General features: G+C 71.3%; 21 protein-coding genes. 12 read left to right on the plus strand and 9 right to left on the minus strand.

Annotated features, from left to right (window positions below; translation table 11 throughout):
• Positions 1–33: 33 nt before the first annotated feature.
• The 6 genes from K8556_RS32795 to K8556_RS32820 all read right to left on the minus strand — a co-directional run bounded on the left by K8556_RS32795 (position 34) and on the right by K8556_RS32820 (position 6,607).
• Positions 34–1,554, minus strand: coding sequence for an AMIN domain-containing protein (locus K8556_RS32795; RefSeq protein ID WP_223744053.1), 1,521 nt, complete (start codon positions 1,552–1,554; stop codon positions 34–36).
• A gap of 98 nt (positions 1,555–1,652) precedes the next feature.
• A complete protein-coding gene (locus K8556_RS32800) occupies positions 1,653–2,924 on the minus strand; it encodes an alpha/beta hydrolase (protein WP_370640004.1) in 1,272 nt (423 codons plus the stop codon).
• A gap of 18 nt (positions 2,925–2,942) precedes the next feature.
• Entirely contained in the window at positions 2,943–4,259 is a 1,317-nt protein-coding gene (locus K8556_RS32805; RefSeq protein ID WP_223744055.1) for a folylpolyglutamate synthase/dihydrofolate synthase family protein, read from the minus strand.
• Between the two features lie 19 nt (positions 4,260–4,278).
• Positions 4,279–5,130 (minus strand): acetyl-CoA carboxylase, carboxyltransferase subunit beta, encoded by an 852-nt coding sequence (gene accD / locus K8556_RS32810; RefSeq protein WP_223744056.1) that lies wholly within the window; start codon positions 5,128–5,130, stop codon positions 4,279–4,281.
• Positions 5,131–5,199: 69 nt separating this feature from the next.
• A complete protein-coding gene (locus K8556_RS32815) occupies positions 5,200–5,955 on the minus strand; it encodes an MBL fold metallo-hydrolase (protein ID WP_120621281.1) in 756 nt (251 codons plus the stop codon).
• Between the two features lies 1 nt (position 5,956).
• The gene (locus tag K8556_RS32820) at positions 5,957–6,607 is read right to left on the minus strand and encodes a Crp/Fnr family transcriptional regulator (protein WP_014398127.1); all 651 of its coding nucleotides are present in this window, start codon (positions 6,605–6,607) and stop codon (positions 5,957–5,959) included.
• A 152-nt stretch (positions 6,608–6,759) separates the two neighbouring features.
• Here K8556_RS32820 and purM point away from each other — a divergent pair, with 152 nt between their 5' ends.
• The 3 genes from purM (at position 6,760) to K8556_RS32835 (ending at position 8,977) form a co-directional block, all read left to right on the plus strand.
• Positions 6,760–7,797, plus strand: a complete 1,038-nt coding sequence (gene purM, locus K8556_RS32825) for a phosphoribosylformylglycinamidine cyclo-ligase (protein WP_206792430.1) — start codon at positions 6,760–6,762, stop codon at positions 7,795–7,797.
• On the plus strand, positions 7,794–8,459 hold the full coding sequence (gene purN / locus K8556_RS32830; protein WP_223744057.1) for a phosphoribosylglycinamide formyltransferase: 666 nt from the start codon (positions 7,794–7,796) through the stop codon (positions 8,457–8,459). Before purM ends, purN begins: the two co-directional genes overlap by 4 nt.
• 86 nt (positions 8,460–8,545) lie before the next feature.
• A complete protein-coding gene (locus K8556_RS32835; protein WP_255652806.1) occupies positions 8,546–8,977 on the plus strand; it encodes a DUF523 domain-containing protein in 432 nt (143 codons plus the stop codon).
• A 41-nt stretch (positions 8,978–9,018) separates the two neighbouring features.
• Here K8556_RS32835 and K8556_RS32840 read toward each other — a convergent pair whose 3' ends face one another.
• Positions 9,019–10,086, minus strand: a complete 1,068-nt coding sequence (locus tag K8556_RS32840; RefSeq protein WP_223744059.1) for an enoyl-CoA hydratase/isomerase family protein — start codon at positions 10,084–10,086, stop codon at positions 9,019–9,021.
• Between the two features lie 83 nt (positions 10,087–10,169).
• Here K8556_RS32840 and K8556_RS32845 point away from each other — a divergent pair, with 83 nt between their 5' ends.
• The 6 genes from K8556_RS32845 (at position 10,170) to K8556_RS32870 (ending at position 16,134) form a co-directional block, all read left to right on the plus strand.
• Positions 10,170–10,859, plus strand: coding sequence for an HAD family phosphatase (locus K8556_RS32845; RefSeq protein ID WP_223744060.1), 690 nt, complete (start codon positions 10,170–10,172; stop codon positions 10,857–10,859).
• A gap of 85 nt (positions 10,860–10,944) precedes the next feature.
• Positions 10,945–12,465 carry an NAD(P)-binding protein gene (locus tag K8556_RS32850; RefSeq protein ID WP_223744061.1) on the plus strand — a complete coding sequence of 507 codons (1,521 nt, stop codon included), beginning with the start codon at positions 10,945–10,947 and terminating at the stop codon, positions 12,463–12,465.
• Positions 12,466–12,569: 104 nt separating this feature from the next.
• A complete protein-coding gene (gene rpmB, locus K8556_RS32855; RefSeq protein WP_014398134.1) occupies positions 12,570–12,761 on the plus strand; it encodes a 50S ribosomal protein L28 in 192 nt (63 codons plus the stop codon).
• A gap of 23 nt (positions 12,762–12,784) precedes the next feature.
• Complete coding sequence (gene murQ / locus K8556_RS32860; RefSeq protein WP_223744062.1) at positions 12,785–13,720, plus strand: N-acetylmuramic acid 6-phosphate etherase; 936 nt, start codon at positions 12,785–12,787, stop codon at positions 13,718–13,720.
• Positions 13,721–13,828: 108 nt separating this feature from the next.
• Positions 13,829–14,992, plus strand: coding sequence for an anhydro-N-acetylmuramic acid kinase (locus tag K8556_RS32865; RefSeq protein ID WP_223744063.1), 1,164 nt, complete (start codon positions 13,829–13,831; stop codon positions 14,990–14,992).
• Complete coding sequence (locus K8556_RS32870; RefSeq protein WP_223744064.1) at positions 14,989–16,134, plus strand: ADP-ribosylation factor-like protein; 1,146 nt, start codon at positions 14,989–14,991, stop codon at positions 16,132–16,134. The genes K8556_RS32865 and K8556_RS32870 overlap by 4 nt, the downstream gene beginning before the upstream one ends.
• A 45-nt stretch (positions 16,135–16,179) precedes the next feature.
• Here K8556_RS32870 and K8556_RS32875 read toward each other — a convergent pair whose 3' ends face one another.
• Positions 16,180–17,265 carry a DUF4388 domain-containing protein gene (locus K8556_RS32875; RefSeq protein ID WP_223744065.1) on the minus strand — a complete coding sequence of 362 codons (1,086 nt, stop codon included), beginning with the start codon at positions 17,263–17,265 and terminating at the stop codon, positions 16,180–16,182.
• Positions 17,266–17,297: 32 nt separating this feature from the next.
• On the opposite strand from K8556_RS32875, the gene K8556_RS32880 reads away from it, so the two are divergent.
• Genes K8556_RS32880 through K8556_RS32890 form a run of 3 tightly spaced genes read left to right on the plus strand, consistent with a single transcriptional unit; the run spans position 17,298 to position 22,357 of the window.
• Positions 17,298–18,233, plus strand: a complete 936-nt coding sequence (locus K8556_RS32880) for a metalloenzyme (protein ID WP_223744066.1) — start codon at positions 17,298–17,300, stop codon at positions 18,231–18,233.
• A gap of 12 nt (positions 18,234–18,245) precedes the next feature.
• Positions 18,246–19,226 (plus strand): hypothetical protein, encoded by a 981-nt coding sequence (locus K8556_RS32885; protein ID WP_223744123.1) that lies wholly within the window; start codon positions 18,246–18,248, stop codon positions 19,224–19,226.
• Positions 19,227–19,264: 38 nt separating this feature from the next.
• Positions 19,265–22,357 carry an alpha-amylase family glycosyl hydrolase gene (locus tag K8556_RS32890; RefSeq protein ID WP_223744067.1) on the plus strand — a complete coding sequence of 1,031 codons (3,093 nt, stop codon included), beginning with the start codon at positions 19,265–19,267 and terminating at the stop codon, positions 22,355–22,357.
• Between the two features lie 2 nt (positions 22,358–22,359).
• Here the strand turns inward: K8556_RS32890 and K8556_RS32895 are convergent, their stop codons facing one another.
• On the minus strand, positions 22,360–24,096 hold the full coding sequence (locus K8556_RS32895; protein WP_223744068.1) for a TldD/PmbA family protein: 1,737 nt from the start codon (positions 24,094–24,096) through the stop codon (positions 22,360–22,362).
• Positions 24,097–24,100 lie beyond the last annotated feature (4 nt).

The raw sequence follows: 24,100 nt of genomic DNA on the forward strand, positions 1-24,100 counted from the left end.
GGGCGCCGTGCCGGCAACGGCGCCCGACCCGTCCTACCGGCCCGGACGCGGGAAGTCGAGGGTGATGAGGCCGCCTTCCTGGCGTGTCTCATAACGAACCCCCTGCTTGAGCTGGATGACGACGCGCACCGACTGGCCCGCGTTGGAGAACGCCTCCACCCGCGACACGGCCGACGGGAAGAAGTGCGTGTCCAGGGGCAGCGTGTTGTTGGACTCCACCACGCGCGTGTTCTCCAGCTCCAGCACCACCTGGTTGCCGGAGCCGTTCACCGTGTAGCGCACCGGCTCGTTGGTGCGCACGAAGACGCGCGAGCTGTCCGGCTGCTGCTGGAAGCCAATCTGCGTCATCGTCTTGCGCCGCGACGACACCGCGCCCCCGCCGCTCTCGCGAGACGTGGACGCGGCGCTGCCCTGGCTGGGGCGGGCGCGCGACTCACGGGCCGCCACGGCCTGCTCGCTGCGCTCACGGGCCTCCGCCGCGCGCTGGCGCTTCGCCTCGGCGGCGGCCTCGCGGGCCGACTGCTGCTCCTCGCGGCGGGCCTGGGCGGCGGCCTGGCGCTCCTCTTCCTTCTGGCGCTTCGCCTCGGCGGCGGCCTGCGCGGCGGCGCGCTTCTGCTCCGCGGCCGTCTTCGCGGAGGCCTGGCGCTCCTCGGCGGCGGCCTGGGCGGCGGCGCGCTTCTCCTCGGCGGCGGCCTGGGCGGCGGCGCGCTTCTCGTCGGCGGCGGCCTTCGCGTCCTCTTCGCGCTGGCGCTTCTGGTCGGCGGCGGCCTGCGCGCTGGCGCGGCGTTCGTCCTCGGCGCGCTTCGCGGCGGCCTGGGCCTCCTCCTCCTGACGCTTGCGCTCCGCGGCGGCGGCCTGCTCCGACGCGCGGCGCTCCTCATCCTGGCGCTTCGCGGCGGCCTGGGCCTCCTCCTGGCGCTTGCGCTCCGCGTCCGCGTCCGCCTTGGCGCGGGCGGCGGCCTCGGCGGCGGCCTTCTCCTGGGCCTCGCGCTCCGCCCGGGCGGCGTCCGCGGCGGCCTTCACGGCCTTCTCCTGCGCCTCCCGGTCCGACGCGGCGGCGCGGGCCGCGTCCTGCGCGTTGGAGCCGGCCTGGGTGTTGGCCGCGGCGGTCCCCTGCGCGGGGGCGCCCTGCCCTTCCGCGGGGGTGAGCTGCGCGACGGCCGCGTTGCCCCCGCCGCCCAGGACCTTCACCACCAGCTTGTTGCCGGAGGCCTGGATGTCCGTCTCCACCTCGCGCTCATAGCCGATGAGGATGCGCGCGATGGACGAGGACTCCGTGCCATAGGCCTGCGTGCGGATGCCCGTCACGGTGCCATTGCCCACCGGCAGCTCCTCGGGCACGTCCTTGAAGACGGCGCCGGACACGTCGATGACGAGCCGGGGCGGGTCCGTCATGGTGAAGCTGTTGAAGTCCGCCTTCTTGCTGCCGGTGATCTCCACCGTTCCGCCGCTCACGGTGACGGACGTGATGGTGTTGAAGTCCACCGGCTGCTGCGCCAGCGCCACCATGGGCACCAGCCACAACCCGAGCAGTGACACCGCCAAGCCCTTCATCGACCACTCCCGTGACATGCGTCAGAAGACAGACGCGCGCGAAATTATCACGCACCCGGGAGGCACCAACTTTTCAGTCCGGCCGGAACGTCCGCGCTTCAACGCAAGCGCGGCATGGACGGCGAGCGCGTGCGGTGCGTGCGGGTGTATTCGATGAGGTTCTTGATGTCGTAGCAGATCTGCCGGATGTCGTGCCCCATGGTGAGCTCGACGTGGCTGTTGCCCTTCACCGGGCGCCACAGCAGGTATTCGCTCTTCGCGGCGCGGTACACGCTGCGCGTGGACTCCACGGACGCCAGCGGATCCATGTCCCCGAAGATGATGGCCATGGGGATCTCAATCTTCCCGAAGCCGCGCTTGAAGTCGTAGTCCGTGCGGTAGCAGACCATCTCGCCGCGGCGGATCCACCGGGCGAACTGTTCAATCACCTTGCGGGGCTCGCGCTCGCCGCCCTCGCGCAGGAGCCACCGGATGTCGTCGCGGCTGACACGCTCCGTGTTGATGAGCCGGTTCAGCTTGCGCGTGAAGCGCTGATACAGCGCGGACTCGTCCGCGTGCGCCAACTGGCGCTCCACCCACTTGAGCACCACGTCCACCGGCACCGCGTTGAACACGAGCGGCTTGGGCGCATCCGGCTCCAGGCGCTTCTGGAGCGCGGGGCTGAAGGCGCCCGCCCCCTTCGCCAGCAGCGAGCGGCCCAGCGAGGACGCGCGGCGGTTCAGGTTCAGCCCGCCCAGCGTCATGTCCACCGCGCCCGCGAGCAGCGGCGAGCCGTGCGCCAGCATGCGCAGGAGCATGAAGCCGCGCCCCAGGTCCGCGGGCGACCCGATGGTGATGAGCCCCTCGAAGTCGTCGTGGATGCCGGCGTAGCCATAGCCCAGCATGCCGCCCATGGAGTGGCCGCAGTAGAAGACGCGCTCGCGCCGGGTGATGCGCTTGACGCCGGAGACGGCCGCCGGCAGGTCGTAGAGGAAGTAGCTGTCCAGGTCCCAGCCGTAGTCCAGGTCCTGCGGCAGCGGGCGCTTGAAGCGCTCCGCGCGCTCCTTCTGGAAGGCGATGGAGCTCTTGCCGTGCCCGCGCAGCTCCAGGATGTGGATGTCCACGCCGAAGAAGAGCAGGTTCTTGACGAACTGGCCGCTCGTCCACGTGTGCCGGTTCTGGGAGAAGCCGTGCACCAGGAGCAGCGGCTCACCGAACAGCGGCTGCGCGAACGCCTGTTTCACCGGCCGGTAGCGCGTGATGACGAGCGACCAGCCGTCCGCCGTCTCCACCACGTAGTTGGTCTTGGAGTACAACGCCCGGAAATCGACCTCATCGACGGTGGGCATCGGAGGTCCCGGAAGCGCTGATCTCCAGTCCGGCAGGCGCATGTCGCAAAGTTACTGCTGCTACCGCATCGCGCCAAGGCTTCGGTCAACCCATCGCTTCACGGCGCCTACCAGGAACAGTGAGCCTGTAGCGAGCACGACGCCATCTGGACGACCCACTGCATCGGCCCTCGCTCCGGCAAGTGCGTCCTCCAGGGAGGCGTGCGCGACGACCCGTGAACACAAAGCCCCGGCTTCCGCCATGTATCGCTCCGGGGCAAGCGAGCGCGGCGTGTCCAGCGGCGTGAGGTGCACGGAGGCCGCCAGCGGGAACAGCGCCCGCATCATCGGCCCCCGGTCCTTGTCCGCCACCACCCCGAACACCAGGTGCAAGGGCCGCCCGGCGTAGAGGGTGCGCAGGGCCTCCAGCAGCACCGCCACGCCCGCCGGGTTGTGGGCCCCGTCCACCACCACCGTCGGGCCCTGGGCCACCTCCTCCAGCCGCCCCGGCCAGCGCGCGGTGGCCAGGCCCTCTCGCGCGGCCTCCGGCGTCACCGCCACGCCCCGGGCCCGGAGGGCCTCCAGGCAGGCCAGGGCCACCGCCGCGTTCTGACGCTGATACGGCCCGCGCAGCGCGAGCGTGAGACCCTCCAGCGACCAGCCGGGTCCCCGATACGAGAGCGTCCCATCGGACCCGGGGACGATGCCGAAGTCGCGGCCCTCCACCTGGACGGGCACGGCCAGCGCCTCCGCGCGGCGCAGGAGCGCGTCCAGGGCCTCCGGCTCCTGCCGGGACAGCACCACCGGGACGCCCGGCTTGAAGATGCCGGCCTTCTCCCCGGCGATCTCGCGAAGCGTGTGGCCCAGGTACTCCATGTGGTCGAAGGACACGGGGGTGACGCAGGTGACGACGGGGTCCGCGGCGGTGGTGGCGTCCAGCCGGCCGCCCAGGCCCGTCTCCAGCACGGCCACGTCCACGCGCTCGCGGGAGAAGTGCCAGAGCGCGACCACGGTGCCGAACTCGAAGTACGTCATCGGGTCCGACAGCGCGGAGGGGTAGCGCTCCAGGACCTCCAGGATGCGCTGGCCGAAGACGGCGTCCGGGATGTCCGCGCCGGACACGCGGATCCGTTCGTTCACGCGCACCAGGTGCGGGGACGTGTAGAGCCCCACGCGGTGCCCGGCGGCCTCCAGCGCCCGCGCCACGAAGGCGCAGGTGCTGCCCTTGCCGTTGGTGCCGGCGACGTGCAGCGCCGGGTAGTCGCGCTCGGGATGGCCGAGCGCGGCGAGCGCGTCCCGCACCCGCTCCAGGCCCAGCTTGATGCCGGAGGGGTTGAGCGCCTGGAAGAAGCGCAGGGCCTCTTCCGGAGTCCGGGGGGCGGCGCGGGGCGCGTCCATGCGTGGAGGGTCCGCCGCCCTACCCCAGCATGCCGAGGATCTGCCCCAGCTTCGCGCGCAGGTCCTTGCGGTGGACGATGGCGTCGATCATCCCGTGGTCCAGCAGGAACTCCGAGCGCTGGAAGCCCTCCGGCAGCTTCTGGCGGATGGTCTGCTCGATCACGCGCGGGCCGGCGAAGCCGATGAGGGCCTTGGGCTCCGCGAGGATGATGTCGCCCAGCCAGGAGAAGGACGCGGCCACGCCGCCCGTGGTGGGGTTGAGCATCACGGAGACGTACGGCTTGCCGCTGGTGCGGAAGCGGGCGATGGCCGCGGACGTCTTCGCCATCTGCATCAGGGAGAAGATGCCCTCCTGCATGCGCGCGCCGCCGGAGGCGGAGAACACCACCGCGGGGCACTTGAGCTCGAAGGCGCGCTCGAACACGCGCGTGACCTTCTCACCCACCACGGAGCCCATGGAGCCGCCCATGAACTCGAAGACGAAGCAGCCCACGGAGACGGGGTGGCCCTCGATGCGGCCCACGCCGGAGATGAACGCGTCGTTCTCCTCCAGGTTCTTGCGCGTGGACTTGAGCCGGTCCTTGTACTTCTTGGAGTCGGTGAAGCCGAGCGGGTCCTGGGGCTCCAGCTCCTTGTCGAACTCCTCGAAGGAGTCCGGATCCAGCGTGGCCGCCAGCCGCGCGCGCGCCGTCCACGCGTGGTGGTGCTCACAGTGCATGCACACCATCCAGTTCTTCTCGAGCTCCTGGCGGTAGATGATCTCGTCGCACTGCTCGCACTTGGCCCAGAGGCCCTGCATGCGGGAGGGCTGGGGCTCGGCGGCTTTCTCTTCGTCGACGGCGATGCGGGGCTTCTTGGAGAACCAGGCCATGAGGCCCGGGGGTTAATCCGCCCGCCTTTGGCCGTCAATACCCGCGTACGCCGCGCCGCGGCACGTCCCCTAGAACTGGAACGTCTCGCCCAGCTCCAGGACGTTCACGGGCAGCGGGGCCAGCTCCTTCTTGAGCTGGGTCACGAAGGCGGGCTTCAGGTGGTAGAGCATCACCTGGGCGCCGTTGCGCTCGAACTTGCGCAGCTCCGAGCCCACGGTGGCGGGCGTCAGGTGGCCGGAGATGTCCGCCAGGGCCTGGAGGCTGTTGGGGAAGCTGGTCTCCAAAAGCAGCGCCTTCAGGTTCTTCGTGGCGTTGAGCGCCTTCCACAGCTTGTCCGTGGGGCCGGTGTCGCCGCTCATGGCCAGCGCGGACTTGCCGTCGCTGATGATGAAGGCGCACGACTCCACGGGGTGGCTCACCGGCACGCTCTTCACGGTGTAGGGGCCCACCTGGAAGGTGCTGCCGGCGCGGAAGGTCTTGATGGCCAGGACGGGCTTGTGGCGCGTGGGGATGCGCGTGAAGTCCGGCCACAGCGCGTTGTTGAACATGTTCTCGCGCAGCGCCTTGGCGCACTCGCGGGAGGCATGGATGGTGACGGGCTTGTCCCTGCGGCCGATGACCAGGTCGGCCAGCAGCGGCAGGTCCTTCACGTGGTCGAAGTGGCTGTGGCCGACGAGGATGTCGTCGACCTTGCAGAGCTGATCCAGCGAGAGCGTGCCGGTGAGTGCGCCCGCGTCGAGCGCGAGCACGTCGTCCACGAGGAAGCAGGTGCTCCTGCACGTGGGAAGCTCGCCGCCGTGGCACCCGAGGACTTGCAGCTTCACGCTAGAGGTCTCCGAACTTCCACTTCATCTCGAGGTAGTTGAGGAAGTCATGCAGCCGGGCCGTGTCATACACGGTCACCCTGTCACCGCTGCGCTCGATGAGGCCCGCGCGCTCCAGGCGCTCCAGCATGCTGCGCACGGCGGGCTCGCCCACGCCGATCTGCCGGGGCATCTCCCGGATGGCGAAGTCCACCTCCACGCCCTCCTCCAGCGGCCGGCCGCGCGTCTGGCAGGCCTGGAGGATTTGATGCACGACGCGGCTGGCGGGGTCGCCGTGGAGCAGGTTCTCGATCTGGGCGTCCGCCTCCGACAGGCGCTCGGCCAGCTTCTTGATCATCCGCACGGCGATCTCCGCGTTGCCGCGGATCATCGCCTCGAAGGTCTTGGGGTCGATGACGAGCAGCTTCGCGTCGTCATGCACGACGGCGGAGGCGTTCCGGGGCTTGTTGGAGATGATGGCCATCTCCCCGAAGAATTCGCCCGGGCCCAGGACGGCGAGCACCTTCTCCACGTCGCGCACGCGCTTGGAGATGGCGATCTTCCCGGACTGGATGACGAACATCTCCTTGCCGATCTCTCCCTCGCGGAAGAGCTCGGTGCCCTTGGGGAACTCCTTGCCAAAACGTTGAAAGAGGGTTTCCTCGGCGCCCATCTGGCCCGCGAGTCAATCAGCCCCCACCCCACCGGTCAAATATCCCAGACCGATATCGTGCGGGCGCCCGAGGGCAGCGCGCCGCCGCAAACCCGACACGTCCCTTCCGAGGCCCGAGACAGGGGCGCCGGGGAGGGGTACAAGGCCGGCCCGTGGGAACGACCTACAAGCAGTCCGGAGTAGACATCGAGGCCGGCGACGCGTTCGTCGAGAAGATCAAGCCCCATGCCGCGCGCACCACGCGCCCTGAAGTGTTGGGCGGGGTGGGTGGGTTCGGCGGCCTGTTCGCCCTGCCGCCCGGCAAGTACCAGGCGCCGGTGCTGGTGGCGGGCACCGACGGGGTGGGCACCAAGCTGAAGGTGGCCTTCCTGGCGGGGCGCCACGACACGGTGGGCATCGACCTGGTCGCCATGTCGGTGAACGACATCCTCACCTGTGGCGCGGAGCCGCTCTTCTTCCTGGACTACTTCGCCACGGGGAAGCTGGAGGTGGACGCCGCGGCGGAGGTGGTCAAGGGCATCGCCCTGGGCTGCGAGCAGGCGGGGTGCGCGCTCCTGGGCGGGGAGACGGCGGAGATGCCGGGCTTCTACGCGCGGGGCGAGTACGACGTCGCGGGCTTCTGCGTGGGCGTGGTGGAGCGGTCCGCCATCATCGACGGCAAGACGGTGAAGCCGGGGGACGCGCTCATCGGGCTGACGTCGTCGGGGCTGCACAGCAACGGCTACTCGCTGGCGCGCAAGGTGCTGCTGGACGACGCGAAGCTGCCGCTGGACATGACGCCGCCGGGGCTGGACCGGCCGCTGGGTGACGCGCTGCTGGAGCCCACGCGCATCTACGTGAAGGACGCGCTCGCGCTGTGCCAGGCCGTGAAGGTGAAGGGCATGGCGCACATCACCGGCAGCGGCATCCCGGGCAACCTGCCCCGGTGCCTGCCGGACGGGACGCGCGCGGTGCTGAGCGAGTCCACGTGGAAGAAGCCGGCCATCTTCGACCTCATCGCGAAGACGGGCGGCGTGGCGCGCGACGAGATGTTCAGCACGTTCAACATGGGCCTGGGCCTCATCGTCGTGGTGGCGAAGGAGGACGTGGCGAAGGCGCTGGAGGTGCTGCGCGCCCGGGGCGTGGAGGCGTCCGAGGTGGGCCGGGTGGAAGCGGGCCAGGGCGAGGCCACGGCGGTCATCGACCCATGAGCGCGCGGCGGGCGCGGCTGGGGGTGCTCGTCAGCGGCGGCGGGAGCAACCTGCAGGCGCTGCTCGACGCGGCCGGGCAGGCGGACTACCCGGCCGAGGTGGCGTGCGTGCTGTCCAACGTGCCCACGGCGTTCGCGCTGGAGCGCGCCCGGAAGGCGGGCGTGCGCGCGGAGGTGGTGGACCACAAGGGCTTCGGGTCGAAGGCGGACTTCGAGGCGGCGGTGCTCGGCGTGCTGGCGGACGCGGGCGTGGAGTGGGTGTGCCTGGCGGGCTTCATGCGGCTGGTGAGCGCGGACTTCCTGAAGCGCTTCCCGGGGCGCGTGCTCAACATCCACCCTTCCCTGCTGCCGGCGTTCCCGGGCCTGCATGCGCAGAAGCAGGCGCTGGAGCGCGGCGTGAAGGTGGCCGGGTGCACGGTGCACTACGTGGACGCGGGCACGGATACGGGCCCCATCATCGCGCAGGCGGCGGTGCCCGTGCTCCCGGAGGACGACGAAGCGAGCCTGAGCGCGCGCATCCTCGCGGAGGAGCACCGGCTGTATCCGCTGGCGGTGAGGCTGGCGGTGACGGGCGCGGTGACGCTGGACGGGACGCGAACCAAGGTGGACGCGCGGGTGACGGGAGACAGCACGGCGCTCCGCAGCCCGGGTGCCCCGAGGTGACCAAGGCCGAGCACGCGCCCTCGGAGGAAGGCGAAGCGTCCGCACGTGAGGCACGACGAGAGGCCCTGCGCGCGGCCCCCACGGTGATGGTCAGCGCGTGCCTGCTGGGCGAAGCCTGCCGCTACGACGGACGCTCGCAGCGCTCGGAGCGCGTGCTCGCGGCGCTGGAGGGCAAGGCCGTCATCCCCATCTGCCCGGAGGCCGCCGCGGGCCTGGGCATTCCACGGCCTCCCGTGGACCTCGCCGGTGGCACGGGCGTGGACGTCTGGGCCGGCCGTGCGCGGGCCCTCACGCGGGAGACGCGCGAGGACCGCACCGCCGCGTTCCAGGACGGCGCCCGGCAGGCCCTGGACGCCGTCCGGCGATTCGACGTCACGGTGGCGCTCCTGAAGGAGAAGAGCCCCTCGTGCGGCAGCCAGCGCGTCTACGAGACAGGCGTGCTGCGCCCCGGTGAAGGCATCACCACCGCGCTGCTGCGCGCGGACGGGCGCACCGTCGTGAGCGACGAAGATCTGTAGCCACCTCGCGCCGGAGGTGACTCCGTCGCGGCGAGCGCTGATCAGCCCAGCGCGGGCAACTCCAGCTCGTCACCTGGCCGAGCCGCGAAGCACGCCTCCACCTCCGCGTCGCCCACCTCCGCGAGCGTGGCCGGGCTCCAGCGCGGCTTCTGATCCTTGTCCACCAGCACCGCGCGGATCCCCTCCTGGAAGTCCGGCCGCGCGGTCAGCGCCTGGCTCAACCGGTACTCCATGCGCGCCGTCGCGTCGTAGTCCTGGCCGCGCCCGATGCGCAGTTGCCGCAGCGTCACCCGCAGGCTCGTGGGCGACATGCGCAGCAGCGCCGCGCGAGTCTCCTCCGCCCACGCCGTCCCCTCGCGCTCCAGCGCCGTGAGGATGTCCTCCACACGGTTCCCCTGGAAGCACCGGTCGATGGCGTCCGCCCGCGCGGCGAGCCCCGAAGCACCGGGCTCCTGATGGAAGCCCTGGAGCACGCGCGCCACCACCTCACGCCCCGGTCCGCTCCAGTCCGCGGCCTCCAGCGCACCCAACACGTCCTCCATCCGCGACGACTCCACCCGATGCGTCGCGTAGCCCAGCCACAGCGCATCCGCCGCGTCACACCGCGCGCCGGTGAGCCCCAGGTATGTCCCCGCCTCGCCGGGGAAGCGCGGCAGGAACCACCCTCCGCCCACGTCCGGGAAGATGCCGATGGCCGTCTCCGGCATCGCGAGCACCAGCTTCTCCGTCACGATCCGGAAGGCCCCGTGCACGGACAGCCCCAACCCGCCGCCCATGCAGATGCCGTCCACCCACGCGATGAACGGCTTGGGGAAGTGGTGGATCCGATGGTTGAGCGCGTACTCCGCACGGAAGAACTCGCGCGACAGCGACGCGTCCGACCGTGCGACCGAACCAGCCACCGCGCGCACGTCCCCTCCCGCGCAGAAGGCCCGGCCTCCGGCCCCGCGGATCACCACCGCCTTCACGGACGGATCCACGGCCCAGGCGTCCAACCGGGGATGCAGCGCGCGGCACATCTCCAGGGAGAGCGCGTTGAGCGCCTTCGGTCGGTTGAGGGTGACCAGGCCCACGGCCCCCCGAGTCTCCAGCAGCACGTCCTCGCTCATGGCGTGGGGGATATCAGCCCGGAAGGGGCTCGCACGGGAGATTCAGGGGTGACATGGCGGCGGAAATCGGTATTGGGGAGAACATGACTTCCGCAGCCGCCCCCCTGCTCGCCGCCGTCTTCGACATGGATGGCACGCTCGTCGACAACATGGACTTCCACAACCGCGCCTGGGTGTCGCTCGCCCGGAAACTCGGTCTGGAAGACCTGACGGCGGAACGTTTCCAGAACGAGTTCGCGGGAAAGAAGAACGAGGAGATCCTCCCGCAACTGCTGGGCCGCACCCTCTCCGTCGCGGAGCTGAACGCACTCGCGGAGGAGAAGGAATCCCACTACCGCGCCATCTACCGCCCCTACCTGGCGCTGCACCGGGGCGCGGAGGGCTTCCTCCACCGCCTGCGCGACGCGAGCCTGCCCCTGGCCGTGGCCACCGCCGCGCCGCACGGCAACCGCGAGCTGGTGCTGGACGGGCTCGCCGTGCGTCCGCTCTTCGACTGCGTCGTCGGCGCCGAACAGGTGACCCGCGGCAAGCCCGCGCCGGACATCTTCCTCGCGGCGGCGAAGGCGCTCCAGGTGCCCCCCGAGTCGTGTCTGGCCTTCGAGGACGCCATCAACGGCGTGCTGTCCGCGCGCGCCGCCGGCATGGTCACCGTGGGCATCACCACCACCACGACCGCGGAGGCGTTGAAGAACGCGGGGGCCCACTACACCGCCCCGGACTTCGACACGCTGCCCCCGGAGCTGCTCGCGCGCCTCTTCAAGTCCAGGGCCTGAGGGGCGGATACGCCCCACCCCGGGCGAGCCCTGGGGGCGCCAAAAGGGCGCCAGACGCGGTGACGTTGTGTAGTGTGCGGCGGCCATGTCGACGTCCGCCGCCAAACTCAAGCTCCCCTCGGGCCCGTCCCGGCACGTGTACGACGTCATCGTGCTGGGCAGTCAGGTCGGAGGCGCGCTCGCCGCCGCGCTCCTGGCGAAGCGCAACCACCGCGTGTTGCTGGTGGAGCACGACGGCATGGGGCCCGGCTACGAGCACGACGGCTTCGTGCTGCCCTACGCCCCCTTCGTCGCGCCGCCCCTCAAGGCGATGCCCGCCGTGGACGAGGCCCTCAACGAGCTGGGGCTGTCCACCGCCATCGGCCGCGCGCTGCGGCCCCACGCGCCGGAGCTCCAGCTCGTGCTGCCCCGGAACCGGGTGGACCTGACCGCGGACGCCGCCCGCCGCCGCGCGGAGCTGACGCGCGAGTTCGGCGAGGCCGGCGAGGGCATCCAGGGCGCGCTCACCGGCAGCGCCGCGCAGCACGAGGCCACCGACGCCTTCTTCAAGGCCGGGCCCCCACTGCCGCCCGACGGCTTCTTCGAGGGCTGGAAGCTCAAGGGGCAGATCAAAGAGCACCCGGCGCTGGAGGCCACGCCCCGGCTCGCGGGCGATGATCCGGCGCTGACGCTGGTGCGCGGCCTGCTGCCCTTCCTCGTCCACCTGGAGAAGCCCGCCGCGCCCCTGGCGCAGACGCGGGCCCTGTCCCAGGTGCTCACCGCGCCGTCCACCTACCCCGGCGGCATGGACGCCCTGCGCGACGTGCTCACCCGGCGGCTGACGGAGCTGGGCGGCGACGTGCTGGGCCGCGACAACCCGGCGGGCTTCATCGTCGAGGAGCTCGCGTTCGACGGCAGCAAGTTCTCCGGCGTGAAGCTGGTGCGCTCGGACACGCTCTACCGCGCGTCGTGCCTGGTGACGGCCACGGACTCCGGGGCGCTGCGCCGGCTGGTGACGGACAAGAAGCACCACCGCGGCCTGCTGGAGCACCTGGACCAGTCCAACATCAAGTCGCTGCTCTTCAGCGTGAACTGGGTGGTGCCGGAGGCGGCGCTCCCACGGGGCATGGGCGAGCTGGTGCTGGTGGACACGCAGGACCCGGAGCTGGGCCCGCTGCTCGTGCAGCAGCACCCGGCGCGCACGTCCGCGGCCTCGGGCCAGAAGGACGTGGAGGGCGTGCGCGTGGTGTGCGCCGGCGCCTTCGTCCCGGCCTCCGCGCGCGAGGAGGGCGAGGAGCACCTCCAGGCGCTGGCGAAGCGCATCGACGAGCACCTGGACCGGCTGATGCCCTTCACGAAGCAGCACCGCGCGCTGCGCTCGGTCCCCTACCTGGACGCCGGGGGGGTGCGCGGCAGCCGGCTCATGCCCCACCCGCTCTACAGCTTCGAGACGGAAGCCTTCCTGGGCGTCACGGGGTTGAAGCAGCGCACGCCCGCGAAGAACGTGATCCTGGCGGGCCGCGAGGTGCTGCCCGGCCTGGGCCTGGAGGGCGAGCTGCTCGCGGGGATGCGGGCCGCGCGCCTGGTACAGGACATGTTGAAGAAGAAGGATCCGCTCAAGGGATAGGACCCGGGTCGGATCCGGCTGGATTTCCGGCCTGTTTCTGGTAGGGTCCGCCGCTCTTTTATGGGCTGCTGTCGAACGCCCCAGTTTTCAAGGAGTTAGCAGTCATGGCGTGGAAGTGCGACCTCTGTGGGAAGCGTCCGCTGGTGGGTAACAACGTCAGCCACGCGAACAACAAGACCAAGAAGCGGACCCTGCCGAACCTGCAGAAGGTGCGCGCGAACGTGAGCGGCAGCATCGAGCGCGTCCTGGCCTGCACCCGCTGCATCAAGGCGGGCAAGGTGACCAAGGCCGCCTGAAGTCCGGGAGCCTTCCGGTGGGCATGACGCGCGCTCGAAAGTCCGCGCTTCCGCCCACCGAACGGCTCCATCCCCGCGCGGATGACCTGGACCTCCTCCCTGTCGAGGCGGTCATCCGACGGTTGCATCAAGAAGAACAGATCGCGCTCCGCGCGGTCCGTGAGGCGTTGCCGTCCATCGCGGCGGCGGCCCGGGCCGTGGCGGAAGCATTTCGTGCTGGCGGCCGGCTGCTCTACGTGGGCGCGGGAACCAGCGGTCGGCTCGGCGTGCTCGACGCGAGCGAGTGTCCCCCCACCTTCGGTGTCCCGGCGACGCGGGTCCAGGCGGCCATGGCGGGAGGCCGGCGGGCCCTGACGCGCGCCGTGGAGGGCGCCGAGGACGACGTCGCCGCGGGGGCCCGGGCGGTGCGCGCCTTCCGGGCGACTGCGCGGGACGTGGTGTGCGGCATCACCGCGTCGGCCTCCACGCCCTATGTCCGGGGCGCGCTGGACGCGGCCCGCGAGCGAGGAGCGCGCACGGTGCTGGTGTGCTGCAACCCGCCCGGGCCGGCCATGCGCGCGGACACGGTGGTGCTGGCGCGCACGGGGCCGGAGGTGGTGGCGGGCTCCACGCGGCTGAAGGCGGGCACGGCGACGAAGCTGGTGCTCAACGCCATCACCACCGCGGCCTTCGTGTCGCTGGGCCACGTGTACCGGGGACGCATGGTGGACGTGCGCCCCACGAACACGAAGCTGCGCGCCCGGGCGGCGCGGATGGTCGCGGAGCTGACGGACCTGCCCCCGGCGAGGGCGGAGGCGCTGCTCCAGGCCGCGGGTGACCACGTGAAGCTGGCGCTGGCCATGCACTTCACGGGGCTGACAGCGGCCCAGGCGCGGCGGCGGATGAAGGACGCGGGCCTGCGAGGGCTCGAACGCCCGGCGGCGGTACGAGCGGCTTCGGGCCGGCGCTCGTCTCGCTGAGCGGACTTCCTCCGGAATCCGACAGCGAGGGCGTCACTCCCAGACACACGGGGGTGCCCTCCGGGCCGGGGTCCGGCGGGCGTGGGAGCGGGCCTTTAGACTTGGCGCATGCGCCCCGCCACGCCCCCCTCCCCCTCCCTGCCGCCCCGGCTGTGCGTGGGCGTGCTGTCCGGCACCAGCGTGGACGCGGCGGACGCGGCGCTGTGCCGGGTGGACGGCACCGGCGCGGACGTGAGGCTCCAACTGCTCGCGCATGTCTCCCAGCCCTTCACGCCGGACCTGGTCGCGCGGGTGCTGGGCCCCCAGGACGCCCGGAGCCTCTGCGCGCTCAACTTCGAGCTGGGTGAGCGCTTCGCCGAGGCCGTGCTGGCCGTCATCGCGCGCGCGGGCGTGAAGCGCGAGGACGTCCACGTCGTCGGCTCGCACGGCCAGACGATGGCCCACCTGCCCTCGGACCTGTCCGCCATCGCCTCCACGCTCCAGATTGGCGAGGCGGCCGTCATCGCCGAGCGCACCGGCCTGCCCGTCGTCAGCGACTTCCGCACCCGCGACATGGCGGTGGGCGGCCAGGGCGCGCCGCTCGTGCCCTACCTGGACTGGGCCGTCTTCCGGAACCGCGAACGGCCGGACGTCACGCGCGCGTTCCTCAACCTGGGCGGCATCGCCAACATCAGCGTCGTGGGCCACCACGTGGACGACACGCTCGCGTTCGACACCGGGCCCGCGAACATGGTGCTGGATGGCCTGGCGCGCCGGGTGACGAAGGGCCAGCTCGCGTGCGACCGCGACGGGAGCCTGTCCTCCCAGGGCCAGGTCATCCCCGCGCTGTTGGAGGAGCTGCTCGCGCACCCGTTCCTCGCGCGTCCGCCACCGCGCAGCGCGGGCCGCGAGGGCTTCGGCGAACCGCTGGTGGAGCGGCTCTGGGCGGCGGCCCCGGAGCGGCCCCACGACTTGATGGCCACCGCGCGCGCCTTCACCGTGGAGGCCACCGCGCGCGCCTTCGACACCTGGGTGCGGCCCCGCTTTCCCCGGCTGGAGGCGGTGTATGTCTCCGGCGGCGGAACCCGGAATCCGGTGCTGATGGCGGACCTGCGGGCGCGGCTGGCCCCGGTGCCGCTGGAGCGGCTGGACGTGCTGGGGTTCCCCGAGGAGGCGAAGGAGGCGGCCCTCTTCGCCCTGCTCGCGGCGGAGCACCGGGCCGGGACGCCCGCGAATGTTCGCCCGGCAACTGGCGCCGGGCGCCGAGTCGTTCTAGGTAAGCTGACACCGTGAGCAGCGTGAACCTGATGGCCCGCGAAGTGGCCGCGAAGATCGTCTTCTACGGCCCCGGCCTGTCGGGGAAGACGACGACCCTGCGAAAGGTCTACGAGACCGTTCGCCCGGCCCACCGCGGCGAGATGATGTCCATCGCCACCGAAGGCGACCGGACGCTCTTCTTCGACTTCCTGCCGGTGAAGGTGGAGCGCGTGGGCGACTGCTCCGTGCGCCTGGCCCTCTACACCGTGCCCGGGCAGGTCTTCTACAACGCCACCCGCAAGCTGGTGCTCCAGGGCGCGGACGGCGTGGTGTTCGTGGCGGACTCGCAGGCGGAGGCCATGGACGCCAACCGCGAGTCCCTGGCGAACCTGGAGGAGAACCTCCTGGAGAACGGCATCCGCCTGGAGAACTTCCCGCTGGTGATGCAGTGGAACAAGCGGGACCTGGACAACATCCTCTCCGTGGAGGAGCTGCGCCGGGAGCTCAACCCGCGCGGCGTCCCCGACTTCGAGACGGCCGCCGCCAACGGCCGCGGCGTGATGGACGCGCTCAAGACCATCACCCGGCTGGTCATCAAGGACCTGCGCGCCAAGCGCATCGTCCCGCCGCCCCGCACCGCCCCGGCGGCCACGGCCCCCGCGGGCCTGGAGGCGCAGCTCTCCCAGCACCTGCACCAGCGCCAGCCCCCGGCCGCGCCGCCGTCCGCCGCGCCCAAGACGGGCGCCACCGCCGTCGCCACCACGCCCGTGCCCCGCACGCTGACGGCGCCCGCCCCGCCGCGCGTGGAGCCCGCCGCGGTGCCCGCCGTGGCCGTGGCGCCGGTCACGGGCAGCAAGCTGCTGGGCCCCACGAGCGCGCTGGCGCCGGGGGACCTCTTCGACCACGCCCGGGCCGCGGAGGCCGCCTTCACCGCCGGGGACTACACCACCTGCGTCACCGCCTGCACCGACGCCGTCCGCCGCGCCATGGCGTTCGCGGGGGAAGGCTCCCTGGCCCAGCAGGCCTTCCTGCTGCACGTGGACGGCTCGGACCTGCTGCGCCTGCAGGGGCTGTCCACGCTGCCGCAGTTGCGCGTGGACGACGCGGCGTTCGCGCTCTACGTCCTGATGCAGGTCTTCGTGCGGCTCAACGCCGTGGGGCTTCCCACCGCCGGGTGATTCGCCGGGGCCCGGCTCCAGGCCGGTGCCCACGGCGCTCCGGCTTCAGCGCGGGAGCGTGAGCTCCAAGAGCCCCATGCGGTGCAGCTTGGCCAGCGTCTTGAGCGTCTCCAGCTCCCGCGCGGGGCTGGCCAGCACCAGCGTGGACACGTCCCACGTCCCGCTGATGAGCCCGGCGATCTGCCGCTCCTCCGGCTTGAGCATCACCATCGCCTGCGGGGATTGGATCAGCCGCGGCACCACCAGCGGCGGCAGGTCCGCGTAGAGCGCGGCCACGTGCTCGCGCTGCACCAGGCGCGCGAACTCGCGCACGCGCCGGTCCGCGGGGTCGCTGGCCAGCAGCGACGCGCAGACGATGCCGGCCGCGTCGTACTGGCCCTCGCGCATCAGCACCGCGCCCTTCTCCAGCATCTCCGCCACGGGGTCGGCTTCCACCTGCGGCGCGCCGTCCACCTCCACCAGCTTCGCGCGGAGCAGCTCGTGCACCCGGCGCGTCACCGACGAGCGCGACACGCCCATGGACAGCCGCAGCCGCCCCAGGTTCTGCGGCGTCGTCGTCAGCGCCAGGATGATCCGGTGCATCAGCGGCTGGCTGGGGCTGGGCGGCGACAGCGCCCTCACGCTCAGCGCGTCGATGGGCAGCGCCTTGTCCACGTCCCCCTGCTCGTCCACCCAGCGCAGGGACTCAAAGAGCAGCTCGCGGATGCTCATGTCGGACGGCACCCAGTCCTCGCCGGTGCGGTCCGCGTCCTCCGTCCAGTGGAACGTGCCCTGCCCCGCGATGGTCAGGTCCGTCATCGCCGCGAACAGCTCCTCGCGGCCCAGGTCGCGCACCCACCGCGCCTGCACGCCGTGCGCGTCGAAGGCCGCGTCCACGTCCGGCGTGCGCGCCAGCTCGTCGAACGCCGCCAGCACGCGCGTGCCCGCGGCCAGCTTCGGCAGCGATAGCAGGCGGGCCACCCGGCCGCGCAGGCCTTCGCTCGCGGTGGCGCCCACCTGGCCGGACAGGAGGAACAACTTGCGCTCGCCTGCCTCCCACGACAACTGGAGCGTCCCCGTCTTGCGGGAGCTGTCCAGCCATTGAAGGAACTCGGGGAGCGGGTAGCTGAAGAGGTCGCCGTGGATGGCCATGCGTGTCGGATTCGAGGATACAGTCCCGGGCCGTGCGCGTCGCGGTCCTGTTCATCGACGGGGTGGGCATCGGGCGGAAGGACCCCGCCGTGAACCCGCTCGCGGACCGGGACCACCTGCTGTCCTGGTTCCAGGACGCCCCCGTCCCCGTCCTGCCGCATGGCGGCGTGGGCCTTCCGGTGGACCCCACCTTCGGCGTGCCCGGCCGGCCCCAGTCCGCCTCCAACCAGACGGCCATCCTCACCGGGGACCCCGCCCCCGTCCTCGTGGGCGGCCACGTGCTGGGCTACCCCAACACCGCCCTGAGGGACCTGCTCGCGGAGCGCTCCATCGTGCGGCGCCTCAAGGCCGCGGGGCGCACCGCCACCTTCGCCAACGCGTACCCCGCGCCCTACCTGGACGCGCTCGGCGTGCCCCGGCGCCCGTCCACGTCCCCGCCGGAGTTCACCCTGCCGGAGCGCGCCGCGCGCAAGGTGCGCCCCTCCGCCGCGAAGCTCGCCTTCGCCGCGGGAGCCGAGCCGCTGCGCACGCTGGACGACGCGCGGGCCGGCGACGGCCTCACCCACGACATCACCGGCGCCGCCGCGCGCGCGCACGGCCTGGACGTGCCCCACCGCACGCCCGCCGAGGCCGCGGCCCTCTTCTGGCGCATCGCGGGGCGGGCGGACTTCACCTTCTTCGAGCACTACCTCGCCGACGAGGCCGGCCACGCCCGGGACTTCACCGCCGCCCGCCTGGCGCTCGACACCTTCGACGCCTTCCTGCGCGCCGTGGCGGCCACCCGGCCAAACGACGCGCGCGTGCTGGTGTGCAGCGACCACGGCAACGTGGAGGACCTGTCGGTTCGAGGACACACCGTGCACGCCGTGCCCATGCTCTACTTCGGCCCCTCCGCTCCGGAGGTAGCGTCGTTCTCCACCGTCGCGGACGTGGGCCGCGCGGTGCTGCGCTGGCTCGGGGCCAACTAGAGGGACGTGCGGATGCGGGTGGGCGGTACCGGACGAAGGAGCCTGCTGCCCGCCCTGCTCGCCTTGCTCGGGACGACGCTGCTCTTGTCCGCGTGCGCCGCCGCGCCGAAGAAGGCCGCCGAGCCCAGCGCCCCACTGGCGCTGCCCGGCGGTGAGTTCCGCTTCGAGCACTCCGCCAGGGACGCCCAGGCCGCGGACATGGTCCGCCGCGCGGTGGAGAACGCCTTTCCCCGCCTGGCCCGCTGGGGCACCTTCCAGGAGCCCGTCACCCTGGTCATCCACCCGAACCACGCCGCCCTGGAGCGCGCCGCCCGCCGCTCCGGCTACGACTTCCTGCGCGCCTGGGCCCGCTACGAGCAGGTGGAGGTCCAGAGCCCCCGCACCTGGACGCGCGCCGGCGCCACCCAGAAGCAGGTGGACGAGCTGCTCCTGCACGAGCTCACCCACAGCCTCATGTGGCAGGCCTCCGCCACCGTGTCGGACTGGACGAAGAAGGGCATCCCCCTGTGGTTCAGCGAGGGCATGGCCTCGTACACCGCCGGCCAGGGCTACCGCGTCCCCAGCCTGGAGGACCTGTCCCGCTTCCTCCATGACCACCCCCAGGCGGATCCGCTCGCCCGCGCCGAGTCGCTCTACGAGACGGAGAACGCCACCGTCTACGGCGCCGCCCACCACGCCTTCACCTTCCTCATGGAGCGCTACGGCGAGAGGCGCGTCCGCGGCGTCCTCGGCGCCATGCGCGGGGGCCAGGACTTCACCGGCGGCTTCCTGGAGGCCATCGGCCTGCCCGTGGACGCCTTCCTCCGGGACTTCCGCCGCTACGTGTACCTGCGCGGCTTCAAGGGGGGCCGGCTGGCCCCACCACCACCCCCTCCGCGCCCGGAAGTACGCGGAGTTCCTGGGAATCCACAGCTCCCAGCGTCACCTGCCCCACATTCGCCCACTTCCGCGCCACCGGACACAACTCCGGAGGCCCCAAGTCCGACAAGTTGAGCATGCCCGCTATGCGTGGGCCGCCGGAGGATTGCCCCGTGACTGATTCAAAAATCAACCGCCCGAAACTCACCTCGACGCCCGCCACGGGTAGCACCTCCCCCAACGCCGCCACGCTGGCGGAGCGCCAGAAGGCCGCCGCCGCGAAGGCCGCCGCCGCGAAGCGCAACCAGTCCGGCTTCGAGTCCGCTCCGGCCACGGGCACGCGCGCTCCGGTGGCCGGCACCGGCAACCTGGCCCGCTCCGCCAACGCGAGCGCGCTGCTGGGCGCCGCGCCCACGTCCGCGGTGAAGAACGCCGCGACGGTGGCGAACCCCACCCCGCGCACCATCACCTTCACGTACGACGCGGGCCCGCACGCGGCGCTCACCAACCCGAAGCTCAAGGGAAGCTGGGACGCGGACGGCCGCTACAGCGCGCAGTGGTCCTCCGGCGGCATCCCCATGAAGCCCTTGGGCAACGGCAAGTACGAGGCCACGGTGAAGGTGGCGGACGACGGCCTGGCGCACAACTGGGAGTGGGGCGTCAGCGTGGACGGCCCGTCCGGCAAGGACCAGTGGGCGGTGATGGGCGAGGGCAACCTCAAGCTGGACCTGTCCAAGTCCACCGCGTCCTACTCGCCCACGACGTACCACACGATGGGCGCGCAGAAGTCCGGCCAGGACGTGAACTTCAAGTTCTGGGCGCCGGACGCGCGCGCCGTGCAGGTGAAGGTGACGGACCCGCAGGGCCGCGAGCAGCGCATCCCCATGACGCGCGACGAGGGCGGCAACTGGACCGCGCAGGCCAGGGGCGCGTGGGCGCAGATGGAGGGCAAGGCCTACGTCTACGAGGTGGTGGACTCCACGGGCGCCGTCAGCGACCGGCCGGACCCCTACGCACGCCGGATGATGGGCGAGCAGCGCGGCCTGGACCGGCTCTACCTGGACCCCACGCGCGGCAAGGAGGTGGACCGCTACTTCCCCGGCGCCACCGGCCTGATGCGCTTCGACATCGACAGCGCGGAGGACGCGGACAGCGCGTACCTCATCCTCAAGGACGGCGACGGCAACCCGCTGAACAAGCAGCAGCTCCAGGAGCGCCTGGGCAGGTTCGACGACACCCTCATCGACAAGCTGCACGGCGGGAAGTTCAACGACTTCTGGTCGCGCAACGTCACCGACGACGGCCGCATCAAGATGACGAACCAGGCCGGCGCGTGGACCGCGCTCGTCAATGATCCGGAGAAGCTGGCCGGCCTGCGCTACGAGTTCCAGGTGTTCGACAAGGACGCGCAGGGCAAGCTGCACCTGCGCGACGACGTGAACAACGACGGCAAGCTCTCCGACACGGAGCGCCTGGCCTCCACGGAGAACGACCCCTGGAGCGACCTCATCACCACGGGCAGCGGCGTGTCCTTCCGCGGCTCCATCCTCACCGACCCCACGACGTTCCAGTTCAAGAACGACGACGTCCCGCGTGAGAAGGATCCGTCCAAGTGGGTGGTGTACCAGCTCCACGCGGGCAGCTTCCTGGGCGAGGCGGGCAACGCCAACCGCTCCACCATGGAGGACCTGATCAAGAAGCTGGATTACTTCAAGGAGCTGGGCGTCACCACGCTGGAGCTCTTGCCCACCAACGAGGTGGAGGGCGCGCGCAACTGGGGCTACCTGGGCGTCAACAGCCTGGCCACGGAGAGCTCCTTCGGCTTCGAGGACGAGAACGGCCAGTGGGTGGAGGGCGACGAGGCCCTCAAGCGCTTCATCGACGCGGCCCACGGCAAGGGCCTGAACGTGGTGTCGGACGTCGTCTACAACCACGTCTTCGGCGACCACAACGGCCTGTGGAACGTGGGCGGCCCCAGCAACCCCTACTTCAACTGGTCCAAGGAGCCCGGCCAGTTCGAGCAGCGCGACACCCCGTGGGGTGCCGTGCCCGCGTACAACACGCCGCAGGTGAAGCAGCTCTTCGTGGACCACGCCGTGCAGCAGATCGCCGAGCTGAAGTTCGACGGCCTTCGCTTCGACTTCACGGAGCCCATCAAGGGCACGGGCGGCAAGGACGGCTGGGACATGCTCCGGGAGATCAACCGCCAGGTGCACTTCCTCAACCCCAACGCGTGGACCGTGGCGGAGCAGTTCGACTACGAGCCGGACATCTCGCGCCCGGCGAAGTCGGACGGCACGGGCGGCGGCTTCGACGCCCAGTGGTACACGGAGTTCCAGCACCGGCTGGTGCGTGACAACAGCAAGCCGGGCCTCATCCAGGCGGCCTCGCGCGGGATGAAGACGGACGTGGACGCGTTCGTGAACCTGATGACGAACCCGCGCGGCCTGGACGGCTGGAAGCACGCGCTGTCCATCATCAGCAACCACGACGAGGTGGGGAACGCCGAGCGCACCATGAACACCGCGGAGGGCGCGGAGGCCACCGACTTCCCGGACAACTGGTCGCGCGGCGCCGCCCGCTTCGCCGCCGGCATCGGCATGGCCGGCCCCGGCATCCCCATGTTCTTCCAGGGTGACGAGTTCGGCGCCCAGAACGACTTCCGCTGGGGCAACCCGTCCACCTGGGACAGCGACTGGAGCTGGCAGGACGTGGGCCAGGGCGTGGACTTCGGCAAGGTGACGTTCAACGACACCACCAGGGCCACCTACGAGCGCCTCTTCAGCCTCTCCCCGGACGCGCGCGCGAAGGACAGCGCGTACAAGGCCTTCTCCGCGGACGACAAGAAGCTGTTCGCGGAGGTGGCCGCGCTGCCCGCCTCCGAGCGCAAGGACGCGATGCTGGACATCACCCGCCGGCAGTCCTTCAGCTTCTACAAGGACGCCATCGGCCTCAGGAACAGCAGCAACGCCTTCAGCGCGGCGGCGGAGGTGAAGCGCGTCTACACCCACAACGACGACAGCGTGATGGCCTTCACGCGCAAGTCCGGCAACGAGGAGTTCCTCGTGGTGGGCAGCCTCAACAAGAAGAACCTGGAGGGCTACGCGCTGCCGCTGCCCCCGGGCCAGTGGAAGGAAGTGCTGAACAGCGACGCGGCGGTGTACGGCGGCGGCAACTTCGGCAACTACGGCGCCACGCTGAACGGCGGGAACACCCCGGTGAACATCCCCGCCGCCGGCTACGTGGTGCTGAAGAAGGTCGGCTAGCCCTACTTCGTCTCCGGTCCGGCCGTCCCCTTCTGGAGGGCGGCCGGGCTGGAAAGCAGTGGCGGCCGATCCTTGCCCTCCATGGTGCGCTGCAGCTCCAGCTCCTGGAGCAGCACCGCGGGCGCCACGGTGGACACGGGCACGTTGCCGCTCTCCGCGCCGCAGAAGCCGTTGAACACGCCCAACCGCTGCCCCGTGGCGAGGATGCGGTTCACGGACGACAGCGGCGTGCCCACGATCTCCACGCCGCGCACCAGCGTCTCTTCACCCGTCTTCACGTCCACGCGGTACACCATGCGCGGCACGCCCTTGAAGGCCTGGTAGCCGTAGCTGGACGTGTTGGTGTTGCCGCCGGTGATGTCGCGGATGATGAGCCCGTACGGCTTGCCCTGCCGCTTCGCCTCCGCGATGAGCAGCTTCTTCAGCTCCGCGTCGCTCACCTGCTTCGTGCTGTCCACCATCAGGTTCGCCATGCGCGCCACCGGCTGGAGCGTGCCCTGGCCGCGCCCGTGGCCGTTGGACTTCGGGAAGCCCTCCACCGGGTGACGGCTCATCAGGTAGCCCTTGAGCACGCCCTGCTCCACCAGGCTCACCGGCTGCCCCTTCACGCCCTCTTCGTCATAGAGGTAGTAGCCGTTGAGCGGCTCGCCGTTCACCTCGCGCCGGGACGGATCATCCCGCAGCGACAGGAACGCCGGGAGGATCTGCTTGCCCTCCTGTCCCTTGAACGTCTTGCCGTCGGTGTCGCCGTCCTGCCGGTCCGCCTCCAGCCGGTGGCCCAGCGTCTCGTGGAAGAGCACGCCCGCGGCCTCCGGCGCCAGGATGGCCGGGCCCGCGTACGGGGTGATGGCCGGCGCCTGCCGCAGCGCGAGCAGCTCGTCGATGACCTTCTGCGCGGCCTCGTGCACGCGCGCCTCACTCGGCATCCCCGCCTCCGTGGGCAGGTAGAAGCTGCGCGAGTCGTCCAGCAACTGCCCGTCCGGCGCGCGCGTCACCGCGGAGACGTGGAACGCGTACAGCGTGTCCTCCGTGATGAGGCGCGTGCCCTCCGAGGACACGAACAGCCGGGTGACCTTGTCCGCGGTGATGCGCACCTCGGAATCGAACAGCTCCGGGTGCGCGTTGAAGCGCGCGGACACGTCTCGCGCCAGCTTGCGCCACTTCGGACGGTCGAACGGGAACGGCACCGGCGGCTGCACGTAGGTGGCCGGCGTCTCCCGGGAGAAGGACGCGGGGCGCTTGGGGTCCTCCACCGTGTAGACGTCCTCGCCCTTCTTCTTCAGGTACTGGAAGAGGGCGGCCTTGTACTTCTCGTCCGTGACCAGCCACAGCGCCGTGCGCAGCGCCAGCGGCGAGTCGTCCTGCGGCCCGTCCTTGCGCGCGGTGAAGCTGGAGCCCTTGCTGGTGCTGAACCCGAAGTCCAGCGAGTCCGCCACGGAGCTGTCGTAGTCGTAGCTGCCCACGCGCACGTCCACGCCCAGCTTGCGCTCGCGGTAGTCATCGTCCTGGAACAGCGCCCCGTAGCGCGCGATGATCAACCGCGACTCGTAGTCCTTCACGCCGTAGCTCAGGAAGTACGGCGCCTCATGGCCGCTCACCTTGAGCTGCTGCTGGTTGCGCTGGAGCTCCGCGCTCATCGCGTCCAGGAGCGGGGCGCGAGGATCGGGAGCGGGTGCCGCGCCCGTCAGGAAGGACGCGGCCAGGAACAGCGGGAACAGGGGGCGAAAGGAGCCAGGCACGGCC

This window comes from Corallococcus sp. AS-1-12 (genome assembly GCF_020036995.1).
GTDB lineage: Bacteria > Myxococcota > Myxococcia > Myxococcales > Myxococcaceae > Corallococcus.

Coding starts and splice junctions, on each gene's coding strand:
- purN (WP_223744057.1), top strand. CDS start 7,794: ATGAGCGCGCGGCGGGCGCGGCTGGGGGTGCTCGTCAGCGGCGGCGGG.
- K8556_RS32800 (WP_370640004.1), bottom strand. CDS start 2,924: ATGCGCCTGCCGGACTGGAGATCAGCGCTTCCGGGACCTCCGATGCCC.
- accD (WP_223744056.1), bottom strand. CDS start 5,130: ATGGCCTGGTTCTCCAAGAAGCCCCGCATCGCCGTCGACGAAGAGAAA.
- K8556_RS32820 (WP_014398127.1), bottom strand. CDS start 6,607: ATGGGCGCCGAGGAAACCCTCTTTCAACGTTTTGGCAAGGAGTTCCCC.
- K8556_RS32885 (WP_223744123.1), top strand. CDS start 18,246: ATGCGGGTGGGCGGTACCGGACGAAGGAGCCTGCTGCCCGCCCTGCTC.
- rpmB (WP_014398134.1), top strand. CDS start 12,570: ATGGCGTGGAAGTGCGACCTCTGTGGGAAGCGTCCGCTGGTGGGTAAC.
- K8556_RS32850 (WP_223744061.1), top strand. CDS start 10,945: ATGTCGACGTCCGCCGCCAAACTCAAGCTCCCCTCGGGCCCGTCCCGG.
- K8556_RS32865 (WP_223744063.1), top strand. CDS start 13,829: ATGCGCCCCGCCACGCCCCCCTCCCCCTCCCTGCCGCCCCGGCTGTGC.
- K8556_RS32805 (WP_223744055.1), bottom strand. CDS start 4,259: ATGGACGCGCCCCGCGCCGCCCCCCGGACTCCGGAAGAGGCCCTGCGC.
- K8556_RS32875 (WP_223744065.1), bottom strand. CDS start 17,265: ATGGCCATCCACGGCGACCTCTTCAGCTACCCGCTCCCCGAGTTCCTT.
- K8556_RS32835 (WP_255652806.1), top strand. CDS start 8,546: ATGGTCAGCGCGTGCCTGCTGGGCGAAGCCTGCCGCTACGACGGACGC.
- K8556_RS32840 (WP_223744059.1), bottom strand. CDS start 10,086: ATGAGCGAGGACGTGCTGCTGGAGACTCGGGGGGCCGTGGGCCTGGTC.
- K8556_RS32795 (WP_223744053.1), bottom strand. CDS start 1,554: ATGAAGGGCTTGGCGGTGTCACTGCTCGGGTTGTGGCTGGTGCCCATG.
- K8556_RS32845 (WP_223744060.1), top strand. CDS start 10,170: ATGACTTCCGCAGCCGCCCCCCTGCTCGCCGCCGTCTTCGACATGGAT.
- murQ (WP_223744062.1), top strand. CDS start 12,785: ATGACGCGCGCTCGAAAGTCCGCGCTTCCGCCCACCGAACGGCTCCAT.